Origin of the sequence: Pseudomonas sp. DP-17 (assembly GCF_022380625.1) — a bacterium.
Taxonomy (GTDB): Bacteria; Pseudomonadota; Gammaproteobacteria; order Pseudomonadales; family Pseudomonadaceae; genus Pseudomonas; species Pseudomonas nitroreducens_A.
In genome coordinates this window covers 1-21,482 of sequence record NZ_JAKSXG010000022.1, presented here as the reverse complement: position 1 = coordinate 21,482, position 21,482 = coordinate 1, and the positions used below count along the sequence as shown (strand labels likewise).

The 21,482-nt window shown below is 64.3% G+C and carries 15 protein-coding genes and 1 tRNA gene; 11 read left to right on the top strand and 5 right to left on the bottom strand.

Features of this window, described 5'->3' with window-relative positions; genetic code table 11:
• Window positions 1-151 precede the first annotated feature (151 nt).
• The 8 genes from uca (at window position 152) to MJ122_RS29585 (ending at window position 11,449) form a co-directional block, all read left to right on the top strand.
• Window positions 152-3,868 (top strand): urea carboxylase, encoded by a 3,717-nt coding sequence (gene uca, locus MJ122_RS29620; RefSeq protein ID WP_239747162.1) that lies wholly within the window; start codon window positions 152-154, stop codon window positions 3,866-3,868.
• Between the two features lie 228 nt (window positions 3,869-4,096).
• Window positions 4,097-5,905, top strand: coding sequence for an allophanate hydrolase (atzF, locus tag MJ122_RS29615; protein ID WP_239747161.1), 1,809 nt, complete (start codon window positions 4,097-4,099; stop codon window positions 5,903-5,905).
• 246 nt (window positions 5,906-6,151) lie between these two features.
• On the top strand, window positions 6,152-7,228 hold the full coding sequence (locus MJ122_RS29610; protein ID WP_239747160.1) for a DUF2157 domain-containing protein: 1,077 nt from the start codon (window positions 6,152-6,154) through the stop codon (window positions 7,226-7,228).
• The gene (locus tag MJ122_RS29605) at window positions 7,225-8,055 is read left to right on the top strand and encodes a DUF4824 family protein (protein WP_088417716.1); all 831 of its coding nucleotides are present in this window, start codon (window positions 7,225-7,227) and stop codon (window positions 8,053-8,055) included. The genes MJ122_RS29610 and MJ122_RS29605 overlap by 4 nt, the downstream gene beginning before the upstream one ends.
• A gap of 96 nt (window positions 8,056-8,151) precedes the next feature.
• Complete coding sequence (locus MJ122_RS29600; RefSeq protein WP_239747159.1) at window positions 8,152-8,367, top strand: cysteine-rich CWC family protein; 216 nt, start codon at window positions 8,152-8,154, stop codon at window positions 8,365-8,367.
• Window positions 8,367-9,065: a 16S rRNA pseudouridine(516) synthase gene (locus MJ122_RS29595; RefSeq protein ID WP_239747158.1), complete on the top strand. Its 699-nt coding sequence runs from the start codon at window positions 8,367-8,369 to the stop codon at window positions 9,063-9,065. The genes MJ122_RS29600 and MJ122_RS29595 overlap by 1 nt, the downstream gene beginning before the upstream one ends.
• Window positions 9,066-9,273: 208 nt before the next feature.
• Window positions 9,274-10,326, top strand: coding sequence for a L,D-transpeptidase (locus MJ122_RS29590; protein ID WP_017519438.1), 1,053 nt, complete (start codon window positions 9,274-9,276; stop codon window positions 10,324-10,326).
• 376 nt (window positions 10,327-10,702) lie between these two features.
• On the top strand, window positions 10,703-11,449 hold the full coding sequence (locus MJ122_RS29585) for a murein L,D-transpeptidase catalytic domain family protein (RefSeq protein WP_017519437.1): 747 nt from the start codon (window positions 10,703-10,705) through the stop codon (window positions 11,447-11,449).
• A 68-nt stretch (window positions 11,450-11,517) separates the two neighbouring features.
• On the opposite strand, the gene MJ122_RS29580 is transcribed toward MJ122_RS29585, so the two are convergent.
• Together MJ122_RS29580 and MJ122_RS29575 are read right to left on the bottom strand one after the other, a co-directional pair.
• Window positions 11,518-14,391, bottom strand: a complete 2,874-nt coding sequence (locus tag MJ122_RS29580; protein ID WP_239747157.1) for an HD domain-containing phosphohydrolase — start codon at window positions 14,389-14,391, stop codon at window positions 11,518-11,520.
• A gap of 3 nt (window positions 14,392-14,394) precedes the next feature.
• On the bottom strand, window positions 14,395-15,228 hold the full coding sequence (locus MJ122_RS29575; RefSeq protein ID WP_239747156.1) for a transporter substrate-binding domain-containing protein: 834 nt from the start codon (window positions 15,226-15,228) through the stop codon (window positions 14,395-14,397).
• Between the two features lie 500 nt (window positions 15,229-15,728).
• On the opposite strand from MJ122_RS29575, the gene MJ122_RS29570 reads away from it, so the two are divergent.
• The 3 genes from MJ122_RS29570 to MJ122_RS29560 all read left to right on the top strand — a co-directional run bounded on the left by MJ122_RS29570 (window position 15,729) and on the right by MJ122_RS29560 (window position 17,661).
• Window positions 15,729-16,622, top strand: a complete 894-nt coding sequence (locus MJ122_RS29570) for an alpha/beta hydrolase (protein WP_239747155.1) — start codon at window positions 15,729-15,731, stop codon at window positions 16,620-16,622.
• A 152-nt stretch (window positions 16,623-16,774) separates the two neighbouring features.
• A tRNA-Gly gene (locus tag MJ122_RS29565) sits at window positions 16,775-16,848 on the top strand.
• Between the two features lie 603 nt (window positions 16,849-17,451).
• Complete coding sequence (locus MJ122_RS29560) at window positions 17,452-17,661, top strand: cold-shock protein (protein WP_239747154.1); 210 nt, start codon at window positions 17,452-17,454, stop codon at window positions 17,659-17,661.
• A 311-nt stretch (window positions 17,662-17,972) separates the two neighbouring features.
• Here the strand turns inward: MJ122_RS29560 and MJ122_RS29555 are convergent, their stop codons facing one another.
• The 3 genes from MJ122_RS29555 to MJ122_RS29545 form a co-directional block, all read right to left on the bottom strand.
• The gene (locus tag MJ122_RS29555) at window positions 17,973-18,962 is read right to left on the bottom strand and encodes a tyrosine-type recombinase/integrase (RefSeq protein WP_239747153.1); all 990 of its coding nucleotides are present in this window, start codon (window positions 18,960-18,962) and stop codon (window positions 17,973-17,975) included.
• Complete coding sequence (locus tag MJ122_RS29550) at window positions 18,962-20,257, bottom strand: hypothetical protein (protein WP_239747152.1); 1,296 nt, start codon at window positions 20,255-20,257, stop codon at window positions 18,962-18,964. The genes MJ122_RS29555 and MJ122_RS29550 overlap by 1 nt, the downstream gene beginning before the upstream one ends.
• Window positions 20,258-20,495: 238 nt before the next feature.
• The coding region (locus MJ122_RS29545; RefSeq protein ID WP_239747151.1) for a zonular occludens toxin domain-containing protein at window positions 20,496-21,482 on the bottom strand (987 nt) is incomplete at its 5' end.

The following is a 21,482-nucleotide window of genomic DNA, read 5'->3' as shown; positions in this document are numbered from 1 at the left end:
GTAGGATGGGTGGAGCCTGCGATACCCATCACCGATACAGCATGGGTATCGCTCCGCTCCACCCATCCTACGAGAGCCTCCAGCGCCACGGACGACCGTGGCGCGCACCGAATCATGGCGGGACGGCCCGCCACCCCATGGGGACTTCCTCATGTTCGACAAGCTCCTGATTGCCAACCGCGGCGCCATTGCCTGCCGCATCCTGCGCACCCTTCGTGAGCTGCAAGTAGAAGGCGTGGCCGTGTACTCCGAAGCCGACGCCGCCAGCCTGCACATCCAGCAGGCCGACCAGGCCATCAGCCTCGGTGAGGGGCCGGCGTCCAGCACCTATCTGGACGTTGAAAAGATTCTCCAGGCCGCCCGTGACAGCGGCGCCAAAGCCATCCATCCCGGCTACGGCTTCCTTTCCGAGAACGCCGCCTTCGCCGAAGCCTGCGAAGCTGCCGGCATTGCCTTCGTCGGCCCGACGCCGGAGCAACTGCGGGTATTCGGCCTCAAGCACACGGCACGCGCCCTGGCCCGCGAACAGGGCGTGCCGATGCTCGAAGGCACCGACCTGCTGGAAGACCTCGACGCCGCCCTGCGGGCCGGCGAGCAGGTCGGCTACCCGGTGATGCTCAAGAGCACCGCTGGTGGCGGCGGCATCGGCATGCGCGTGTGCCGCTCGGCGGACGAACTGCGCGACGCCTTCGACGCCGTGAAGCGCCTCGGGCAGAACAACTTCAGCGATTCCGGCGTGTTCATCGAGAAGTACATCGAGCGCGCCCGCCACCTGGAAGTGCAGGTGTTCGGCGACGGCCAGGGCGAGGTGATCGCCCTCGGCGTGCGCGACTGCTCGGTGCAGCGGCGCAACCAGAAGGTGCTGGAGGAAACCCCCGCGCCCAACCTGCCCACCGGCATGGCCGAAGCCCTGTGCGCGGCGGCGATCCAGCTGGCGAAAGCCGTCAGCTACCGCAGCGCCGGCACCGTGGAGTTCGTCTACGACAGCCAGGCGCAGCGCTTCTACTTCCTCGAAGTGAACACCCGCCTGCAGGTGGAGCACGGCGTCACCGAACAGGTCTGGGGCGTCGACCTGGTGCGCTGGATGATCGAACTGGCCGCCGGCGACCTGCCGCCCCTGGCCGAACTGGTTGCCGAGCTGAAACCCAGCGGCCACGCCATCCAGGCGCGGCTCTACGCGGAAGACCCGGGCCGCGACTTCCAACCCTGCCCCGGCCTGCTCACCGCCGTCCAGTTCCCGGCGGCGGAAGGCAAGGCGCTGCGCATCGACACCTGGGTCGAGGCCGGCTGCGAGATTCCGCCCTGGTTCGACCCGATGATCGCCAAGCTCATCGCCTGGGCGCCGACCCGCGAGCTGGCCAGCGCCGGCCTGGATCGTGCGCTCGCCGAGAGCCTGCTTTACGGCGTTGAGTGCAACCGCGACTACCTGCGGCAGATCATCAAGGACGCCCCGTTTGCCAGCGGCTCGCCCTGGACGCGCTGCCTGGAAAGCCTGCGCTACCGCGCGACAACCTTCGAGGTACTCAGCGCCGGCACCCAGACCAGCGTGCAGGACTACCCCGGCCGCCTCGGTTACTGGGCCGTCGGCGTGCCGCCGTCCGGGCCGATGGACGACCGCGCGCTGCGCCTGGGCAACGTCCTGCTGGGCAACCCCGAAGGCGCCGCCGCGCTGGAAATCACCATGAGCGGCCCGACCCTGCGCTTCAACGCCGACGCGGTGGTGGCGATCACCGGGGCAGCGCTGCCGGTCCTGCTCGATGGCATCGAGCAGCCGATGAACACCGCGCTGCTGATCGCCGCCGGCTCCACCCTCAGCCTGGGCACCGTCAGCGGCGCCGGCGCACGCAGCTACCTGTGCCTGCGTGGCGGCCTGCAGGTGCCGGACTATCTGGGCAGCAAGAGCACCTTCACCCTCGGCCAGTTCGGCGGCCACGGCGGCCGCGCCCTGCGGGCCGGGGATGTGCTGCATCTCGCGGAACTGACCGACGACAGCCACGGCGCGAGCCTGCCGTCGCACCTGCGCACCGAGCTGCCGGCCGTGCGTGAGATCCGCGTGATCTATGGCCCCCACGGTGCCCCGGAATACTTCACGCCGGCCTACATCGAGACCTTCTTCGCCACCGACTGGGAAGTCCACTTCAACTCCAGCCGCACCGGCGTGCGCCTGATCGGCCCGAAGCCGGAATGGGTGCGCGAAAGCGGCGGCGAGGCCGGCCTGCACCCGTCGAACATCCACGACAACCCCTACGCCATCGGCGCGGTGGACTTCACCGGCGACATGCCGGTGATCCTCGGTCCCGACGGCCCGAGCCTGGGCGGCTTCGTCTGCCCGGTGACGGTGATCGAGGCCGACCTCTGGCAGCTTGGCCAGCTCAAGGCCGGGGACAAGGTGCGTTTCGTGCCCGTCTCCATTTCCGACGCCCGCGAGTTGGCGGCTCTTCGCAGGAGCGAGTTGCCCGGCATCGACGCCTCCGGTTCCCCCTCACCCCAACCCTCTCCCAAAGCGAGAGGGGGTAGTTTGGAGCGACCGGCAGACCTGGTGGTATCCGGTTATGCGGACAGCCCCCTCTCCCTCCGGGAGAGGGCGGGGGATGAGGGCAGCCCGAGCGCCGCGCTCACGTCTCCCGTCGTCCTCGACCTCGGCCAGGACCACACCCGCCTGGTGGCCCGCCTCTCCGGCGACACCCACCTGCTGCTGGAAATCGGCCAGCCCGAGCTGGACCTGGTGCTGCGCTTCCGCGCCCACGCGCTGATGCAGGCGCTGGAAGCCAAGGCACTCGCCGGGGTGATCGATCTTACCCCCGGCATCCGCTCGCTGCAGGTGCACTACCAGCCGGAAACCCTGCCGCTGCAAAGCCTGCTGGAAACCGTCGCCGGTCTCTGGGACGCCGTCTGCGCCGCCCGGGACCTCAAGGTGCCGTCGCGCATCGTGCACCTGCCGCTGTCCTGGGACGATCCGGCCTGCCAGCTGGCCATCGAGAAATACATGACCACCGTGCGCAAGGACGCGCCCTGGTGCCCGAGCAACCTGGAGTTCATCCGCCGCATCAACGAACTGCCGGACCTCGAAGCGGTGCATCGCACCGTGTTCGAGGCCAGCTACCTGGTGATGGGCCTGGGCGACGTCTACCTCGGCGCACCAGTGGCCACGCCGCTGGACCCGCGCCACCGTCTGGTCACCACCAAGTACAACCCGGCGCGCACCTGGACGGCGGAAAACTCCGTGGGCATCGGCGGCGCCTATATGTGCGTCTATGGCATGGAAGGTCCCGGCGGCTACCAGTTCGTCGGCCGCACCCTGCAGATGTGGAACCGCTACCGCGAGGTCGCGGCGTTCGACGGCAAGCCCTGGCTGCTGCGCTTCTTCGACCAGATCCGCTTCTACCCGGTGTCGGCGGATGAACTGCTGCGCATCCGCCGCGACTTCCCGCTGGGCCGCTACCCGCTGCGCATCGAGCACAGCGAACTGCGCCTCGCCGACTATCAACAGTTCCTCGCCAAGGAAGCCGAGAGCATCGACGCCTTCCGCAGCCACCAGCGTGCCGCCTTCGATGCCGAGCGCGAGCGCTGGATCGCTTCCGGCCAGGCGCACTTCGAGAGCGAGGAAGCCGCCGTCGACACCGGTGAGGACGCTCCACTCGGCGCCGGCCAGCATGCCATCGAGAGCCACATCGCCGGCAACCTCTGGCAGGTGCAGGTGGAAGCCGGCGCCAGCGTGAAGGCCGGCGACATCCTGGTGATCCTCGAATCCATGAAGATGGAAATCCCCCTCACCGCCCCGCGCGACGGCGTGGTGCGCGAGGTCCGCGTGCAGCCGGGTTCGCCGGTGCGGGCGGGGCAGCGGGTGGTGGTGATGGAGGAGGCTTGAGCTGACGTAGTCGACTGCAGAGAACCCCTCTCCCCAACCCTCTCCCGCAAGCGGGAGAGGGAGCCGTTCGGAGCAGGGAGCAGCAACCGATTCATCCTGAAACCACGGCCAAGCCTGTGGATTGAACTCAACCCCGCGCCGGACTGCTCTTCCCCCTCTCCCCTCATGGGGGGACGCCCAGTCAGAGGGGCGGGGAGAGGGTAGCCGCCCAGCATAGGAACCCCGACCATGCCCACCACCTTCGACCTGCGCCTCACCACCCTGCGCGCCGCCTACCGCGAGGGCCGCGCCACTCCGCGCCAGCTGCTCGCCCAACTGCGTGACAAGGCCGCCGCACTGAACCCGGACTACCACCTGTTCATCCACCTGCTGAGCCTGGAAGAACTGGAGCCCTACTTCACTGCGCTGGACGGCAAGTCCCCGGAAAGCCTGCCGCTCTACGGCATCCCCTTCGCCATCAAGGACAACATCGACCTTGCCGGCATCCCCACCACCGCCGCCTGCCCGGCCTTCGCCTACACACCGGAGACCTCGGCGACGCTGGTCCGGCAACTGATCGACCTGGGCGCCATCCCGCTGGGCAAGACCAACCTCGACCAGTTCGCCACCGGTCTCAACGGCACCCGCTCGCCCTACGGCGAATGCCGCAACAGCGTGCTGCCGGAGTACCCCTCGGGCGGCTCCAGCGCTGGTTCCTCGCTGGCCGTGGCGCTGGGCGTGGCGAGCTTCGCCCTGGGCACCGACACCGCCGGCTCCGGCCGGGTGCCGGCGGCGCTCAATGGCCTGCTGGGACTGAAACCGAGCAAGGGCCTGCTGTCCAACCACGGCCTGGTGCCGGCCTGCCGCACACTGGACTGCATCACCTACTTCACCGCCAGCGCCAGCGAGGCCAGCGAACTGCTGGCCCTCACCGCGCGGTTCGATCCGCAGGACGGGTACAGCCGCGCCAATCCTGCCTGGAACGACGCCAACGCCTTCGGTACGCCCAAGCCCTTCCGCTTCGGCGTGCCGCGCGCCGATCAACTGGTGTTCTTCGGCTGCCACGAAGGCCCGGTGCTGTTCACCGACGCCCTCGACCAGCTCAAGGCCCTCGGCGGCGAGGCGCGGGAAATCGACTTCGCGCCCTTCCTCGAGGCCGCGCGCCTGCTCTATGAAGGCCCGTGGGTGGCCGAGCGCTACAGCGTGGCCGGCGAGCTGATCGAACGCGACCCGCAGGCGGTACTGCCGGTGATCCGCGACGTGTTGGCGAAGGCGCCCGGCGCGACCGCCGTGCAGGCATTCCGCGCGCAATACCGGCTGCAGGAACTCAAGGCCCAGTGCGACGCGATCCTCGCCGACCTGGACTGCGTACTGACGCCCACCATCGGCCGTCCGGTGACGCTGGACGAACTGCACGCCGAACCGGTGAAGCGCAACTCCGACCTGGGCTACTACACCAACTTCATGAACCTGCTGGACTACGCCGCCGTCGCCGTACCCAGCGCCCTCATGGACAACGGCCTGCCGTGGGGCGTGACGCTGTTCGGCCGCGCCTTCACCGACCAGTACCTGCTCGGCGTGGCCGATGCACTGCAGCGCCTGCACAACCTGCCGCTGGCTGGCGGCAATGCCATCGCGTCGTCGTCCTCCGTCAACCCCGCACGCAACGACCGCGCGCGCCTGGTGGTCTGCGGTGCGCACCTCGACGGCCTGGCGCTGAACGGGCAACTGCGCCAGCGCGGCGCCCGCCTGCTGCGCGCCACCCGCAGCGCACCGGCCTACAAGCTCTATGCCCTGGCCGGCGGCCCGCCGCTGCGCCCCGGCATGCTGCGAGTGGACGAGGGTGGCGTGGCCATCGAGGTGGAAGTCTGGGAGCTGCCCAGCGCCGAGCTGGGCTCCTTTCTCACCGGCATCCCCGCGCCGCTGGGACTGGGCAAGGTGCAGCTGGAAGATGGCAGCTGGGAAACCGGCTTCATCTGCGACGCCTGGGGCCTGAATGGCGCCGAGGACATCAGCCGCTTCGGCGGTTGGCGAGCCTGGCTGCAGAGCCGCAGCTAAGCACGGCAGGCTCCCCGGAGGATGGCGTGGAGCGCAGCGATACCCATCAGTCCTATGCTTCGCCAGCATGGGTATCGCTGCGCTCCACCCATCCTACGATCCCGCATCGCCGGTAGGTGGACCAAGCTCCCCGTACACCCGCAATGGTGTAGAACACCACGCCGCTCACTCCGAGGTGATCACGCCCATGGAACCCCGCCGCGCCACCCGCTAGAGTTCCAGCATCACCCGCCGCAAGGACCGGTCATGCCCGACCTCAGCCACCAGCAGGCGCAGCACCGCGTCAACGATATCCTGGCCTTCGACCGCGAATTGCGACGCCTGCAGGACGAAGGCGCTCTCGTCCTCGACGCCGCCCAGCGCGACCGCCTGCACGACCACCAGCAACGCCTGCTCGCCGACTACCGTGCGCGCTTCGACATCGACCGCGACAGCCAGGACCATCGCCTCTCCCTGGGCATGCGCATCGCCTCCTTCCTCGGCGCGCTGGCCCTGGCCGCCAGCCTGTTCTTCCTGTTCTACCAGTTCTGGGGCCTGTTCGCGGAAACCGCCCAGGTGCTCACCCTCATCGCCGCCTCCCTGATCAGCCTGCTGCTGACGCTCTTCCTGCAACGCCGCGACGCCTCCGGCTACTTCGCCAAGCTCGGCGCCATGCTGGCCTTCGCCTGCCTTGTGCTGAACGTCGTGATGGTCGGGCAGATCTTCAACATCACGCCGTCCGACAAAGCCCTGCTGCCCTGGGCCGCCTATGCCCTGCTGCTGGCCTATACCTGCAACACTCGCCTGCTGCTGGCAGCCGCGCTGATCTGCGTGATGGGCTACGTCGCCGCGCGGGTCGGTACCTGGAGTGGCGTGTACTGGCTGGACGTGGGCGAGCGCCCGGAAAATTTCTTCCCCGCCTCACTGCTGATCTTCCTCGTCCCCTCGCTCCTGGCGCAGACCCGCTTCGACGGCTTCGCCGCGATCTACCGGATATTCGGCCTGCTCGGCCTGTTCCTGCCAATGCTGGTGCTGGCCAACTGGGGCGGCGGCAGCTACCTGGCAATGGCCTCCGCCAAGGTGGAGAGTCTCTACCAGGTACTGGGCTTCATCGCCTCGGCGCTGGTCATCTGGCTCGGCGCGCGGCGCGAGTGGCCTGAGGTGGTGAACAGCGGGCTGACCTTCTTCGTGATCTTCCTCTACACCAAGTTCTTCGACTGGTGGTGGCAGGTCATGCCCAAGTACCTGTTCTTCCTCGTGCTGGGCCTGTGCGCGGTGCTGATCCTGCTGGTGCTGCGCCGGCTGCGTCGGGCCCACGGCCTGCTGGGAGGCGCTTCGTCATGAACTGGACACGCACCCATGCCCTGGCCGGCGGCGTCGGGCTGATCCTGCTGGTCAACGCCGTAGCCCTGGGCGGCGTCGCCTGGAATCGCTCCGGCGAGCCCGACAGCCTGTTGCCCCTGAGCCAGCGCGAACTGCTGCGCAACAGCTCCTGGCACGACGAGAACAGCGGCCTGAGCCTGCGCTTGCACTGGCGCACCCCGACGCGGGACGAAAGCACACGGCACAACCGTGGCTGGCTGCCGGCCATTGATGCTCAGAAGATGGAGAAGCTCGGCTTCACCATGCCCGCTCAGGTGGACGACGACAGCGCGCCGCGCTTCGGCCGCCAGCAATCGCGCGACGCACTGCTGGTGCTGGAACTTGACGGCCCGCTGTACCAGCGCGAAGTGCAACTGACGCGCAAGCGCCTCGAAGAAGCCCGCCTCGCAGCCGATGCCGCACCACAGAATGCGCGCCTGGCGGACGAACGCGACTTCATCCGCCGCGAACTGGACAGCGAAGAGAAGACCGATACGCGTCTGCTGCTCAAGGACGTCGGCCTCGACCTGCAAGCGCTGCGCGCCCAGTACCCCGACCGCCAGCGCTACCTGATCGTGCACGGCCGCGTGCGGCCGATTTCCAACTACTACCAGCACGTCTGGACACTCGGCGGCACAGCCAGCGCCATCGGCACCGACAGCATCAACGTCCCCCACCTGTGGCGGGAGCGCCTCGACCGCGTGCTCTCGCGGCCCGTCCGTGCCGATGGAACCGCCCAGCCATACGTGGCCGAGGTCGCCTTCGGTCGCCGCCTCGAGCCCTGGATAGAAGGCATCCGGATTCCCTGACCGGTACCCGCCGCGCCGATCCGAATCCGCTTGCACGATGCGGGTCGGCGCTGCACCCTGTGCGCCCGCATCATCCATCTTCCGCCCTGCCCGGCCATGAACGACCTCCGCCCCGATCCCAGCCGTTGCCCGCTTTGCGGCCAGTCCAACCGTTGCACCCAGGCCGACCCGGCGCTGGAGGGCCAGAGCTGCTGGTGCTTCAGCACGCCCATCGACCGCGAGGCGCTGGAGCGTATCCCGACGGATCTGGTCGACCGCGCCTGCCTGTGCCCACGCTGCGCAACGGGGCTGAAGGACGCCGGGAACAACTGATGCGCCTGGACCGCTTCATCGCCAACCAGCCTCACCTCAACCGCCAGCAAGCCCGCCAATTGCTTGCCGAGGGTCGTCTGCGCGTAGATGGCCAAGTGGCGCGCGATGGTCGCCAGGAGGTACGGGTGTTCTCCCGCGTGGAGCTGGACAATGACGTGCTGCAGGCCGGCAAGCCGGCGCGCTACTTCATGCTGCACAAGCCCGCGGGCTGTGTCAGCGCCACCTGCGACGCCGAGCACCGCACCGTGCTCGACCTGCTGGACGAGCCGGACAAGCAGGAGCTGCATATCGGCGGCCGCCTGGACTACAACACCACCGGCCTGCTACTGATCACCAACGACGGACAATGGTCGCGGCGCATGACGCTGCCAGGGCGCAAGCTGCCCAAGGTTTATTACGTCGAGACCGAGGCCTCGATCGAGGAGCGCTACATCGAAACCTTCGAGCAGGGCCTGTACTTTGCCTTCGAAGACCTCACCACCCTGCCCGCTCAACTGGAAATCCTCGGCCCGCACGCCGCGCGCCTGACCCTGCACGAAGGCCGCTACCACCAGGTCAAGCGCATGTTCGGCCACTTCCAGAACAAGGTGACGCGACTGCATCGCGAGAGCATGGGCAGCCTCGCCCTTGATCCAGCGCTGGAGCCCGGCGACTACCGGGCGCTGACCGCGCAAGAGATTGCACAGCTCGACCTGTAGGAGCGAACTCCCTCCGCGATGGGTGGGCCGACGCCATGCGCAGAACCGGAGCGAGCGGTGAATCGATCGCGGACGAAGTCCGCTCCTACATTCCACACCTCGAGCAAGGTTCCGAAAAACCCTACGCGCACCGTTCAGCCCGGCAGTTTGCAGCCTCCGTCGCCGCTTGGCTAAGCTCCCTGCCATGCCCGCGATCCAAGGAAAGGTAATGAAGAAACTGTCGGTTGCCCTGCTGATCGCCCTGAGCGCCAGCGTCGCCTTTGCCAATCCGAGCAAGCCCTCGCCGCTCTCGGACCTGCAGGCAGCGCTAAAGACACTCAAGCCCGGCCAGTTCCTCTGGTACCCGGAAATCTCCCCGGCGGGTCCGGTCACCCTGGTGGTCAGCCTGACCGAACAGCGCGCCTACGTGTACCGCAACGGCATTGCCATCGGCGTAGCCACGGTGAGCACCGGCAAGAAGGGCAAGGAAACCCCCACCGGCGTGTTCTCCATCTTGCAGAAGAAGGTCGAGTACCACTCCGACCTCTACAACAGCGCGCCCATGCCCTACATGCAGCGCCTGACCTGGGACGGCATCGCCCTGCACGCCGGCAACCTGCCCGGCTACCCGGCCTCCCACGGCTGCATCCGCCTGCCCATGGCCTTTGCCAAGAAGCTCTACGAAGTCACCGGTTTCAGCACCACCACGGTGATCATCTCCGATGCCAAGAGCTCACCCGTCGAGGTCTACCACCCCGGCCTGCTCGCCCCCATCGTCAGCGACGGCCGCCCTGCCGGCCCGCATGACGACAGCGGCATGGTGGTGCCCTTCTGGAGCGATCCGGGCGCCGAAAAGGGCCCGGTATCCGTGCTGGTCAGCCGCGCCGACCGCCGCCTCTACGTCTACCGCGGCGGGCTGCAGATCGGCACCGCGCCGGTCGCCTTCGAGCACCCGGAAGAAAAGACCGGCGTCGCCGCCTTCTCCCTCATGGAAAAACCGACCCAGGCCGAGATCGACAGCGAAAACCCCAACCTGCGCTGGACCAGCGTGCAGGTCAGCGACCCGCAGCGCGGCCTGTCTCCGGCCGAGCAACTGGGCAAGTTCAGCCTGGACCGCGAATTCCTGCGCAACCTGCTGGCCAGCATGGACGTGGGCAGCACCCTGGTGATCACCGACCTGCCGTCCACCCGCGACATGCGCAGCAACCCGGACTTCACCGTGATCACCACCAACGACCGCAAGGCCGAGCAGAAGCCGGTCAAGAACCAGAGCGTGCAGTGACGCGATGATCCGTAGCGCCAGCCACGAGCTCCGGATTTCCCCTACAGCGTCTTCATCGTTCCCCCTCCACTGGTCCTTTGCTGCCACCGGCAAACTGCCGCCACTCACCCACGGACAGACGGCCTCAAGCCCGCCGTGCAAGCAGCCGAAGAATCTCGAAACACAAAGAGTCAAGGCGCCTGTCCGAGGTGAGCTCTGTCGCCTTCCTCCCCCCAGGTTCGGCGCTGCGCGGCGCTTTACCGCACGGAAAAGTTCGTAAATACCGACAGGCGGAACCATACTTGATCAAAAAACAACCACATCATCGATCAAAAATCGCGCACAATGCGGCGTTTCCCAGAAAAAACCATATCGATTCAACGGGAATGTTGTATTCATGCTGACTTTCTTGAAGTTACGGGGGTTCTTCCGGATTTCGCTCGCCAGTGCCGCGCTTTTTGCGATCGGTAGCTGGCAAAGCGTGTCCGCCGCCCGCCTGCCCACGGCCGAGGAGCTGCACCGCCTCGCGCCCGCGACCAACACCGAAACCCTGCGCCTGGCGCTCAGCGCGCTGCAGTGCGCCAGCACCCAACTCGGCGGCCAGAACCGCCTGCTGACGGTGATCGATTATTCCAAGCCCTCGCGCGACAAGCGCCTCTGGGTCTTCGATCTGAAGCAGCGCAAGCTGCTCTTCGAGGAATGGGTCGCCCACGGCAAGAAGAGTGGCGATGACATGGCCACCTCCTTCTCCAACCGCCCGGAAAGCTACCAGTCCTCCATCGGCCTCTACCAGACCGGCCAGACCTACAGCGGCAAGCACGGCCGCTCCCTGCGCCTGCTGGGCCTGGAGCCCGGCTTCAACGACAACAGCGAAGAACGCGCCATCGTCATGCACGCCGCCGCCTACGCCGACCCCAAGGTCGTCTCCGGTCTCGGCCGCCTGGGCCGCAGCCTGGGCTGCCCGGCGGTGCGCCCGCAGGTGGCGCAGCAACTGATCGACACGGTGAAGAACGGCAGCTACGTGTTCGCCTACTACCCGCAGCAGGACTACCTCAAGACCTCCCAGTTCCTCGCCGGGCAGAGCTGCACCGTGGCGAAGAATCCGCAGATCAACCGCTACGCCACCAACCTCGCCAAGCGCTGATCTCGCCCCACAAATGCAAACCGCCGGCTGATGCCGGCGGTTTGCGTTTCATGAGGCCGCAGGAAGGACTACGCCTTTACCCCATCGAGTATTTCCAGGATCGCGCGCACATCCACGGCGTCCATCTGCTCCGGGTGGAGGAAGCGCTCGCCGTATTCCTTGTACACCCCCTGACTGATGAACAGGCGGAACAGGTCGGCGTCTATGTGCTGGTCGCGGGCCATGAAGGCGAGGATCTTCAGCGACTCGGACAGCGTCTTCGGCGCCTTGTAGGGGCGGTCGGCAGCAGTCAGCGCCTCGAAGATATCGGCGATGGCCATTACCCGTTCCGGGATGCTCATCTGCTCGCGGGAGAGTTTGCGTGGATAGCCGGTGCCATCCATCTTCTCGTGGTGGTTGGCCGCGATGGTCGGCACGCGCCGCAGGTGGCGCGGCAGCGGCAGCGTAGTGAGCATCATCAGCGTCTGCACGATGTGCTCGTTGATCTTGAAGCGCTCCTCGTCGTTCAGCGTGCCGCGGCGGATGCCCAGGTTGTACAGCTCGCCATAGTTGCTCGCGTAGGGCGGCAGGCGCATGTCGAAGCCCCAGATGTTGCGCGGGTCGTCCTTCGCCACCGGCGGCTTGCGCTCACCCCACATCACCCGGTGTTCAGGCTTGTCGGACAGCAAGAATTCCTCGGCCGGCAGGGGCCGTTCGGGTCGTCCCTGAAGCCGCTCGGCCTCGTCGTGGGAGATCCCCAGGCGGTCATCGAAATAGCGCAGCCAGCGGCGTTCGCCGATCTGCTTGAGGCGCTCGATGTCCTCGTCCTTCATGAACTCGCCGCCGACGTTGGCCTGGGCGACGAAGGCGTAATCGTCGCGTAGTGATTCATGCAGCGCATCGCGGCGCGCAGCGAGCAGGCCGATGTCGTTGCCCTCGGCGATGCCGCGCCAGTAGTCCAGCTCGATGTCGCGCCAGATCACCTCGAAACGGGTGCGCACCTCGTGCAGGCGGTTGTACAGGGTCTCCAGCTTGGTCGCCTTGTCCACCACGTACTCGGGGCTGGTGATCTTGCCGCAGTCATGCAGCCAGGCAGCGATCTGGAACTCGTAGCGCTCGGCGTCGCTCATGGTGAAGCCGGCGTACTCGCCGTCATGCGAGTCGATGACTTTCTGCAGCAGCAGGTCGGCCAGCTGCGGCACGCGCTCGCAGTGGCCGCCTGTGTAGGGGCTCTTGGCGTCGATGGCGTCGGCCAGCAGCTTGATGATGGCGTCCAGCAGGCGCTGCTGGGCTTCGATCAGCTGGCGGGTCTCGATGGCCACGGCGGCGGCGCCGGAGAGCTCCTCGACGAAGCGCTTGAACGGCTTGCGCGGCTGCTGGCTGTGCGCGCCCTCCTCGGCCAGTTGCAGCACCAGGATACCCAGCAGCTCGTCCGCACGGTTGCGCAGGGAAACCTCCAGATACTGCCCGCGATTGGCCAGCGCCAGGTCCACCCGCTCGGCCAGCTCCGTCTCGGTGAATCCTTCGATCAGCATGGATTGCGGGTACTGCTCACCGTTCACCGAGCAGGCCAGGCGCAAGCGGCTTTCCTCGTCGTCCAGCAGGTAGACCGCCCCGCCCATCACGCCAGTGGCTTCGACCAGACGCGACAGTACGCCCTCGAGCATGCTTTCCAGGCGCGTCTCACGGCTGAGGGTCAGGGTGATCGCCTGGAAGTTGTGGATGGTGCGCGACATGCTGCCCATCACACTGCTCAGGTCGCGAACCTCGGCGATCTTCGACTCCACCCCTACCGGCCGGGCGAAGTCGAAGGCCGCCAGGGCGCCGACCTGATCAGCCAGCGCGGTCAGGGGCCGTGCGATGCGCCGGCCGATGTACCAGCCGATCAGCAACAGCACGATCAACAAGGTGCCGCTCCACAGCGCCTGGTTGAACAGCAATCGCCGCGCGCCGGCCAGCAGTTCGACGGCCGGGATGGCGATCAGCACCTTCACCTCATTGCTGGTGAAGTTCGACAGCGGCACCCAGATGCCGTACCAGTCCTGGCCCGTCACCCGATAGGACACCGGTGTCCCCGCGGGCACCGCTTCGGCGTTGAGCTGGCTCAGGCTCGGCACCTCCAACTCGGCGAGGGTGGCCAGGCGTAGCTCCTTGCCTTCGTGGATCATCAGCTTGGTCAGGTCTGGATAGGCGATCACCGTGCCCTTGCCGTCCACCACCGCCAGCTCGGTATTGGGCGTCTGCCGCAGGTCGCCCATCTCCCCGCCCAGGTCGTTGACCGAGGCATCCATGCCGATCACCGCGGCGCCGTCGACGCTGCGGTGCGCCAGCGTGAGGCCGATCTCGCGCGTGGTGAAGAACACGTAGGGCTGGGTCAGCACCGTCTTGCTGGTAAGACGCGCCTCGTTGTACCAGGGCCGCTGACGGGGGTCGTAGTTGTAGTCGGGGCGCTCCTGCACGCGCAGCAGGCGCAGCTCGCTGTCATAGAAACGCCACTCGCCGAGTAGCCCGCCCTGGCCATTGAGCGTCTGGCTCTGCACCAGGTACTTGGCCGCATCCGGCGCCTGCAGGGCGCGTCGCACCTCCGGCACGCGCAGCGCGCGTATCAGCAGGAACTCGCCATTCGGATAGCCGATGTACACCGCGCTCAAGGTGCGGTTCGCGCGCAGGTTCTCCACCAGCATGGGCAGACGATCCAGGCGCGCCGGCAGATTGTCGGTCTGCGAGATGGGGTCATGGGTCAGCAGGCGCAGCGTGCTTTCCGCCGGGTCGATCAGGCGGCGAATACGTTCATTGATGGTCGCGCCCAACTGGCTGGCCGACTCACCTGCGGCAGTCACCAACGCACCTTCCACACCGCGGTATCCCTGGATCAGCAACGCGCCCGCCAGCACCAGCATGCTGGCAATGATGGCCCCGGCAACCAGCAGTTGCAGCGGAATACCCCGTTCGAATGCCTTCATCCTTTACCAGCCTCTGTCCGTGGAGCTGTAGCGATATCCGCTGTCGAGCAGCCCTTCCGCCACTGGCGGCGGTGCATTCTTGCGCATGATTCGAGCCAGTGTTCCGTCCAGCCACAAGGTCTCCATCAGGCGCAACCACTCGGCGCTCTGCGCCGGGGTGAAACGCTTGCGCGAGAGCATCAGGTTGTGGGGAGTCGCCGGGCCGGGAGTCACATCTACCACATGAAAGCGTTGCCGTTGACGACGATCGCTTACCGCCCCTTCCAGATTCATTTCGTGGCCGATCACGCCCTCTACGTCGCCGTTGAGCAGCGCACTGAAACGGGTCGCATCATCCGTGTACTCCACCACCCGGCCTTCGGCGCGGAGGATGCGCAGCATGCCGTCGATGAACGCGCCGTGGCGATATCCGGCGATCACCCCGATGCGTGCGCCGGGCATGTCATGGAAGGCCTCCAGGCTGTCCGTCTCGCCCAGGTCGTCGCGCACGATCAGCTTGTTGCGCAGGTACAAATAGGGCAGCAAGTAAGTGTAGGTGCGCCGCTGTGGCGTAGCGACGCCGCTGGTGCCCATCTGCAGCCCACCGCTCTGCAACTGGCTCCAGATTTCATCTCGCGCGCGAATGGACGTCTCGAACTGGCAGCCGGTGCGCTTGCCCAGCTCAGCGATCAGGTCCGGATCGATGCCCACGTCATCGTGGAAGAACACCACGTTGCGGGTGTACGCGACGGTGATCGGCTGCTCGCAGCCATAGCGATCCTCGGCCATGGCTGCCGCACACAGCCAGGCGGCCGGCGCCAGGACCAGCGAGGTAAGGAACCTTTGGTGAAGTGCCATGAACCCGCTCCGCACGCGGTATCGGCCTCAGGGGGAGCACGGCGAGATCGCTCGTCTTCGGCAGGGGCGTTACAGCTATCACAAGAGTGTAATCCGGCTTCACCAAAGCGCCGGACAATCGCAAGGAGAAATGTCATTTCGTCGGATTTCCGCAAAACGATGTGACTCAAGCGCCCAGTGGCGGTTGCGGCGATCGGACCACCCTGCTTAACTCTGGCTCAAGCGTGACCGCCGAGTCACGCAGCGCAACCAACAATGATTTTTTTGCGGCAGCCGTTCCCCAGCCGCACCTTCCCCGCCTGATCAAGAGCCCGAATCCGCGCCTTCAACGGTACCGGAACCTCTGCCTTTTGATGTCTTAACCAGTTGAAAATTAAGAGTTTATTAACTTTCGTCGAGTGACATGAAGCTGTCACGCCAAGACGCTTTCCTCTGCCTGGGTACTTTCTTCGCATCCGATCCTGGGTGCGCACCATGACCTGCGTCTGGAGGAATACGACATGAGGCCGGAAACCGCCGTCGTCGAGATTCAGCAACACCGGGTACACACGGAGTTTCACGCCAACAGGGAAGCTCGCCAGACCATCATCCTGGTCAATGGCTCGCTGGCAACCACCGCCTCCTTCGCGCAAACGGTGAAATACCTGCAACCGCACTTCAACGTGGTCTGCTACGACCAGCCGTATGCCGGCCGGTCCAAGGCCCACAACGACTGCCGCGAGTTCATCACCAAGGAATATGAAGCGCAGCTGCTGCTCGGCCTGATCGAGCACTACCGCGCCGACGTGGTGATGTCCTTCTCCTGGGGCGGCGTCGCCACCCTGCTGGCCCTGGCAGAACGCCCGGCGCGGATCCAGAAGGCAGTGATCAACTCCTTCTCGCCGCTGCTCAATGCCTCGATGCTCGACTACCTGCACCGCGGCCTGGACTACCTGTCCGCCTGCGACCGCACCAACGTCGGCAACCTGGTCAACGACACCATCGGGCAATACCTGCCGCAGTTGTTCAAGCGCTACAACTTCCGCCACGTCAGCAGCCTCGACGAGCACGAATACCGGCAGATGCACTTCCACATCTGCCAGGTGCTCAAGCTCAGCGCGGACAGCTACATGGAGAAGTTCGCGGCCATCGACATCCCGCTGCTGTTCATGAATGGCGAGCTGGACATCTACACCACCCCGGCCGAGGCCAAGTTGTTCCAGCAATTGATCCCTGACTGCGAATTCCGCACCATCCGTAACGCCGGCCACTTCATCGACGTGGAACACAAGAAGGCCTGGCAGGACACCCAGGACGCCCTCCTGACCTTCCTCCAGCCGCAGCGCCACCCGGTCCTGGCCAATCCCTACCTGCCCAGCAGCCAGGGCGTGCCCATCGCCGCCATGGTGGGCTGATGCAGCCAGCGCACAGAGCCGGGGGCTGGCCCCAGCCCCTCCGCCCCCGGTTTCTCATTGCGCCATCGCGTTCACGAATGCCGCCCACTCGCCCGACCTGAACGCCTGAGGCTTCACTAAGCCTCGTCCTTCTGGTAAAAAGGCACCCCCAAGCGGGCGTCGTATAATGGCATTACCTGAGCTTCCCAAGCTCATGACGAGGGTTCGATTCCCTTCGCCCGCTCCAGAACACCCTGCCAACCCCCTGAAATGCCTAGCGTTTCGGGGGTTTTGCGTTTTCTGGGCCGGAAAGGTGTCGAAAAAGTGTCGAAGAGCAGCGTGACTTACTCAGTTGCGCCCTGAGCAATGCGACCAGGAGTAGCGCGATAAGCAGTCATGGCTCAGGTTTCTTAGCTATATCTTTGACCCATTCGGATCTTCTAATGGGTGGCTTATAACCAGTTTTACCTGGTCTGACCTCTTGAATTTCGCCGCCGTGCGACAAAAACTCTTCAGTTTTCGCAATTATCTCCGATCTCACTCGATCCAAATAAATATTCGACATAAAAATAGCCTCCTGCGAAAGCCAGATTGGCTACGCGCCATGTTGACTATACCGACAATTGGACTACCTCCGATTTTAATTATTACCACCGGTCCGATTTAATCGATTCTCAAAATTAAAGGTATCCATCCCAAACCACCTCTGTATGATCATTATTGCCTGCTTTGTTAAGCGGCCCCGTTCTGATGATCTCAAGACTCGACGTACATCTCCTCGGCCACTTCACTTTGCACTCAGAAATCACCAGCCATCCAGGCTGGTATTTCAGTCTCGGGAGATAAAGTCATGTCAGACCGTCAAACCGGAACCGTAAAGTGGTTCAACGCAGTCAAAGGCTATGGATTCATCACACCGGAAAGTGGAGAGGACATATTCGTTCATTTCCGTGAAATAGTAAGCGATGGATATAAATCCTTAGATGAAGGGCAAAGAGTCAGCTTTTCCCTTGGATCAGGACCTAAAGGAACTCAGGCCGAACAGGTCAGAGTAATGTGAAGAGAACTACCGTTGGCCCGGTAACGCTGGGCCAATGAGAGATAACACAAAGCAATTCAAATTAAACAGCAAGACACCCTAAAGGCCTGCACGCACATGGATGACGAACGATTCAATCAAAGTCTGCATATCGCGAGCTGCTGTTTAGGCCAAGCCCTTGATGATTTACTTATCGAAGAGCTCACCACTGGAAACTCTAACCAGAGACTCCATTTAAGGGACATCAGAAATCAGCTTGAAAGCTGCTCAACAATACTGAGATCCCTCCAGAGAACTCGAAATGAACCATTAGAGTTCACAACTTCGAAAATCTAACCCTCTCGAAATAACGGATTCAGCCTTACTGCCTCAGTCAGGTGGTCTTGAGAGAGGTGAGCGTACCTCATTGTCATTGAGAGCGAGGCGTGCCCCAGGATGTGTTGCAACGTGACAATGTACCCGCCGTTCATGATGAAGTGACTCGCGAACGTGTGGCGTAGCACGTGGCTGGCCTGCCCTCGCGGAAGCTTGATCGACGTCGACAGCAGCACGATGCGAAACACGCCAAGGCAGTTGGTGAACGGTCCGTGAGTCTGCCAGTGCTGACGAATCTCTTTGGCCAAGGCTTCCGAGATTGGCACCGAGCGAACGCGCTTCGACTTGGTGTTGGCAAAGATCACCGTGTTGCCCTTCAACCGATCCAGGGTCAGTGCCTGCGCTTCTCCCCATCGAGCACCGGTTGCGAGGCAGATGCGAGCGACCATCTTCGGATGTGGCGATGTGGTTCGAGCATCGAGCGCGGCCAGCAGCTCGGATACCTGATGCTTGGTCAGGTATGACAGCGGCTTCTCCTGAAGCTTCAGGGGGCGCATGCGTCCAACGGGATTCTCGTAGTCGATGGTCCCCAGCTGTCGTAGCTCGTTGTACATCGACTTGAGGTAGCCAAGGCGGTTGTTGGCGTACTTGCCCGACATGCCTTTAGCGACCTGCAAGGAACGCACACGGGCCACTTTCGCCGGCTCCAGGGCTACCGCCACCGGGTCACCCAAATCCTTCGCAATCAGCCGCAGAATCGCCACACAGCGCTTACCGTTCGCGAGAGTCTGGCCATGCAGCTCGTACCAGAGTTCGACTAGCTCGGAGAGCTTGCGGCGATCCTTGGGCTTGATCGTCCAACCCGGATTCTCAGAGCACTTCTGGCGAGCATTGGCTTCAAACTGCTGCGCTTCCATCTTGGTCTTGAACCGCTTCCGGAAACGCTTGCCCTTGATCGGCTCTACATCGACGAACCAGCGACCATCTGGGAGCTTGGTGATACTCATCAGATGGCGTATCCCCGTCTCAAGTACCGATCATTGATCAGCCCGCAGATGTGCTTTTCGAGGTCGCGAGTGCTGTAGCCCTTGGCCGTGTAGTGGTCTTCGATCACATGCCAGAAGGGGAGCGTTCTCCCGACCTCAAGTGCCTTTTTTGAGGGGATGCGCTCCCGCGCGATCAGGCTGGCGAACTGGCCCAAGAACATCTCGCAGTTCTTGCCGGAGAAGCCCTGTGCGGTCTTGTAGTAGCGGCGATATTCGGTGCGCTCAATCAGCGGATCGGCCTCTACCTGGACCTTGGTATCCAGGGTGATCAGCGACCAGAACGGGTCGTACCACTTCGGGTCTTTGAGCAGCAGCCGGAAGCTGTCGCAGGCGTATTCCCACAGGCCTTGCAGGTGCGGGCATAGGCCGGCATAGGTGCGGCAGCCGATCACCTCACCTGAGGACAATTTGGAGCCTTCGGAGAACTGCTGGACTATGGAGTGATGGAAGCGAAACTCGATACGCCACACGGTCTCCTCTGGGTTGTAGGCGGGTTCCCCATCACCAAAGGGATCACCATTCAGTGACGCCCATACGTTGCTCCAGTAATCGAGCTTATCGGTAGCACGTGCCTGAAGCGTCTTGTTGTAGATGCAGAGCTGCATACCGTTGGCCGAGCCGAACATGAAGGTCTCACCACGCCCATACACCGAAGCGTTGCCGTGGAACTCGATACGGTCGATGCCGCTAATCTGCCGCACACGAGTCGACCGACAACGCATGCGCTCCACAATGTCCGCGGAAGGCGTCCAGCCCTGCACATCCAGCGCGAGATGCACGGCGCACTGGTTCGTTTCGCAGTGAGCGAGCACGGCACTAGCCAGGTCATCGAGCATGACTTGCAGGATCGCAGGATCGGCTCCGTCCAGGGCGTGTGGAGACACCTCAATCTTGAGATGCGGCCCGATGTTCTCCAGCTTCACGTTGTGATTCTTGATCAGCAGGATCAGGCCCGTGTCGGCGTTCTGCAGGCGGTACTGGTAGCCGGAGTCGCGCCCTACCCTGCCCTTGACCCACTGGTAGCCAGCGAACTCCACGATGTCTTCCGGCTCATCGAACAGCGCCATCACTTCGAGACGGATCATGCCGTTGTACAGCTGGCGGACCGTATCCACGCCGCAGCGCAGCAGGCGCACGCCAGACAGATCAGTGAACTTTGCCAGCTTGTCGTCGAAGAACAGGCGCCCCTCGGGCGACTCGTAAATCTCGCCAGCGGACTTAACCGTGACACGGACTTGATGCTTTGGCTTGGTCATTGAAGTGCTCCAAATAGCTACGTAATGAAACAGTGATCAGTGGGTTATCCGACGTGTTACAGGGTCGTCGGCCGCGCCTTCGGCCTACCGCTCATGCCTTCCGCTCCCGGCCGGCGGCGCGGCTCGCCGACTCAAAACGGAAACGCCGACACCGGCTGCATCACCTGCATTGCGGTGATGAATCCCAGGGCGTACGCAAGCGCGAGCAGGCCCAGGGCGTTGAACAATCCGTGCAGGGTCATTTGGCGTTCCTCCAAGGGCGTGAGGCGTATTCGGAGTTGGGCACGATGGTCAGCGCAGGTGGCTCGGCTTGCGGCACGCTGGCGGCTGTGAGCGGCGGTGTCTGGGTGAATCCGGCAGGTGCACGCGGAGGGCTTCCGCCGCAGGTGATGGTTTGCTTCCACGTCTCAAAGGCCAGCTCGGCGACGCACTCGCCCTTCGCGGTGACGTGGTAGCCGGAGCCCACCAATTGCCAGCTGGTCAGCTCCAGATGCCGGCCTTCCGGGTCATCGAGGGCGAGCATGTAGATGTCCCCTTTCGAGGGACGGTAGGCGTGGGCGAGGATGCTGATGCGGCGATCAGCGAAGGGATGGGCGCTCAGGTCAACAGGCGCACCAGCTGGCCCGTCAGGTACAAGGCCAGGAGGAAGAAACCCAGTCGCAGAAGTACGCGCCGGCAGACCCACAGCAGGACTTTGTGTAGCACTCGCAGCAGGGGCATGAGCAGGCTCAGCAACAGGCTCGGCAGGTACTTGAGCAGCCTCACCGCCAATCGTGCGCAGTGGGCCCATGTACCAGACAAAGCCAATAGAAGCGGCCAGCAGTGCCAGTAGAAGAACCAACTTAGGCGACCGGAAGAGGCTCTTGCCGGCTTTGGTGTCCTGGGTCTTGCCGGTGGCGGTGGACTGGTAGAGAGCGAAGGTCTGCTTTCGGATGCGCTTGTATTCGATGATGGTGCCGTCAGCCGGCGGTCGGTTGAGCTGGGCGTCATGCTGGGCCTCCTTGTAGCGACCGGGGATGCCGATGACCGCGAGGTTGGAGTGCTTGTAGGCCATCTCGCAGGTCATGCGGATGTCGTCGCGGATGTAGCTGATGTTCGGCGTGGTGAGGACGATGTCCCAGTTGAAGTGCCGGTGCCGGGTCCAGGCGTCGAGCCAGCCCATGGGCCGATCCGCTTCGTGCGCCGCCTCGGGACCGCCGGGGAAGTCGAACTTCTCCAGGTCCTT

Coding starts and splice junctions, on each gene's coding strand:
- MJ122_RS29595 (WP_239747158.1), top strand. CDS start 8,367: ATGCGCCTGGACCGCTTCATCGCCAACCAGCCTCACCTCAACCGCCAG.
- MJ122_RS29570 (WP_239747155.1), top strand. CDS start 15,729: ATGAGGCCGGAAACCGCCGTCGTCGAGATTCAGCAACACCGGGTACAC.
- uca (WP_239747162.1), top strand. CDS start 152: ATGTTCGACAAGCTCCTGATTGCCAACCGCGGCGCCATTGCCTGCCGC.
- MJ122_RS29600 (WP_239747159.1), top strand. CDS start 8,152: ATGAACGACCTCCGCCCCGATCCCAGCCGTTGCCCGCTTTGCGGCCAG.
- MJ122_RS29590 (WP_017519438.1), top strand. CDS start 9,274: ATGAAGAAACTGTCGGTTGCCCTGCTGATCGCCCTGAGCGCCAGCGTC.
- MJ122_RS29555 (WP_239747153.1), bottom strand. CDS start 18,962: ATGAGTATCACCAAGCTCCCAGATGGTCGCTGGTTCGTCGATGTAGAG.
- atzF (WP_239747161.1), top strand. CDS start 4,097: ATGCCCACCACCTTCGACCTGCGCCTCACCACCCTGCGCGCCGCCTAC.
- MJ122_RS29575 (WP_239747156.1), bottom strand. CDS start 15,228: ATGGCACTTCACCAAAGGTTCCTTACCTCGCTGGTCCTGGCGCCGGCC.
- MJ122_RS29610 (WP_239747160.1), top strand. CDS start 6,152: ATGCCCGACCTCAGCCACCAGCAGGCGCAGCACCGCGTCAACGATATC.
- MJ122_RS29605 (WP_088417716.1), top strand. CDS start 7,225: ATGAACTGGACACGCACCCATGCCCTGGCCGGCGGCGTCGGGCTGATC.
- MJ122_RS29550 (WP_239747152.1), bottom strand. CDS start 20,257: ATGACCAAGCCAAAGCATCAAGTCCGTGTCACGGTTAAGTCCGCTGGC.
- MJ122_RS29560 (WP_239747154.1), top strand. CDS start 17,452: ATGTCAGACCGTCAAACCGGAACCGTAAAGTGGTTCAACGCAGTCAAA.
- MJ122_RS29585 (WP_017519437.1), top strand. CDS start 10,703: ATGCTGACTTTCTTGAAGTTACGGGGGTTCTTCCGGATTTCGCTCGCC.
- MJ122_RS29580 (WP_239747157.1), bottom strand. CDS start 14,391: ATGAAGGCATTCGAACGGGGTATTCCGCTGCAACTGCTGGTTGCCGGG.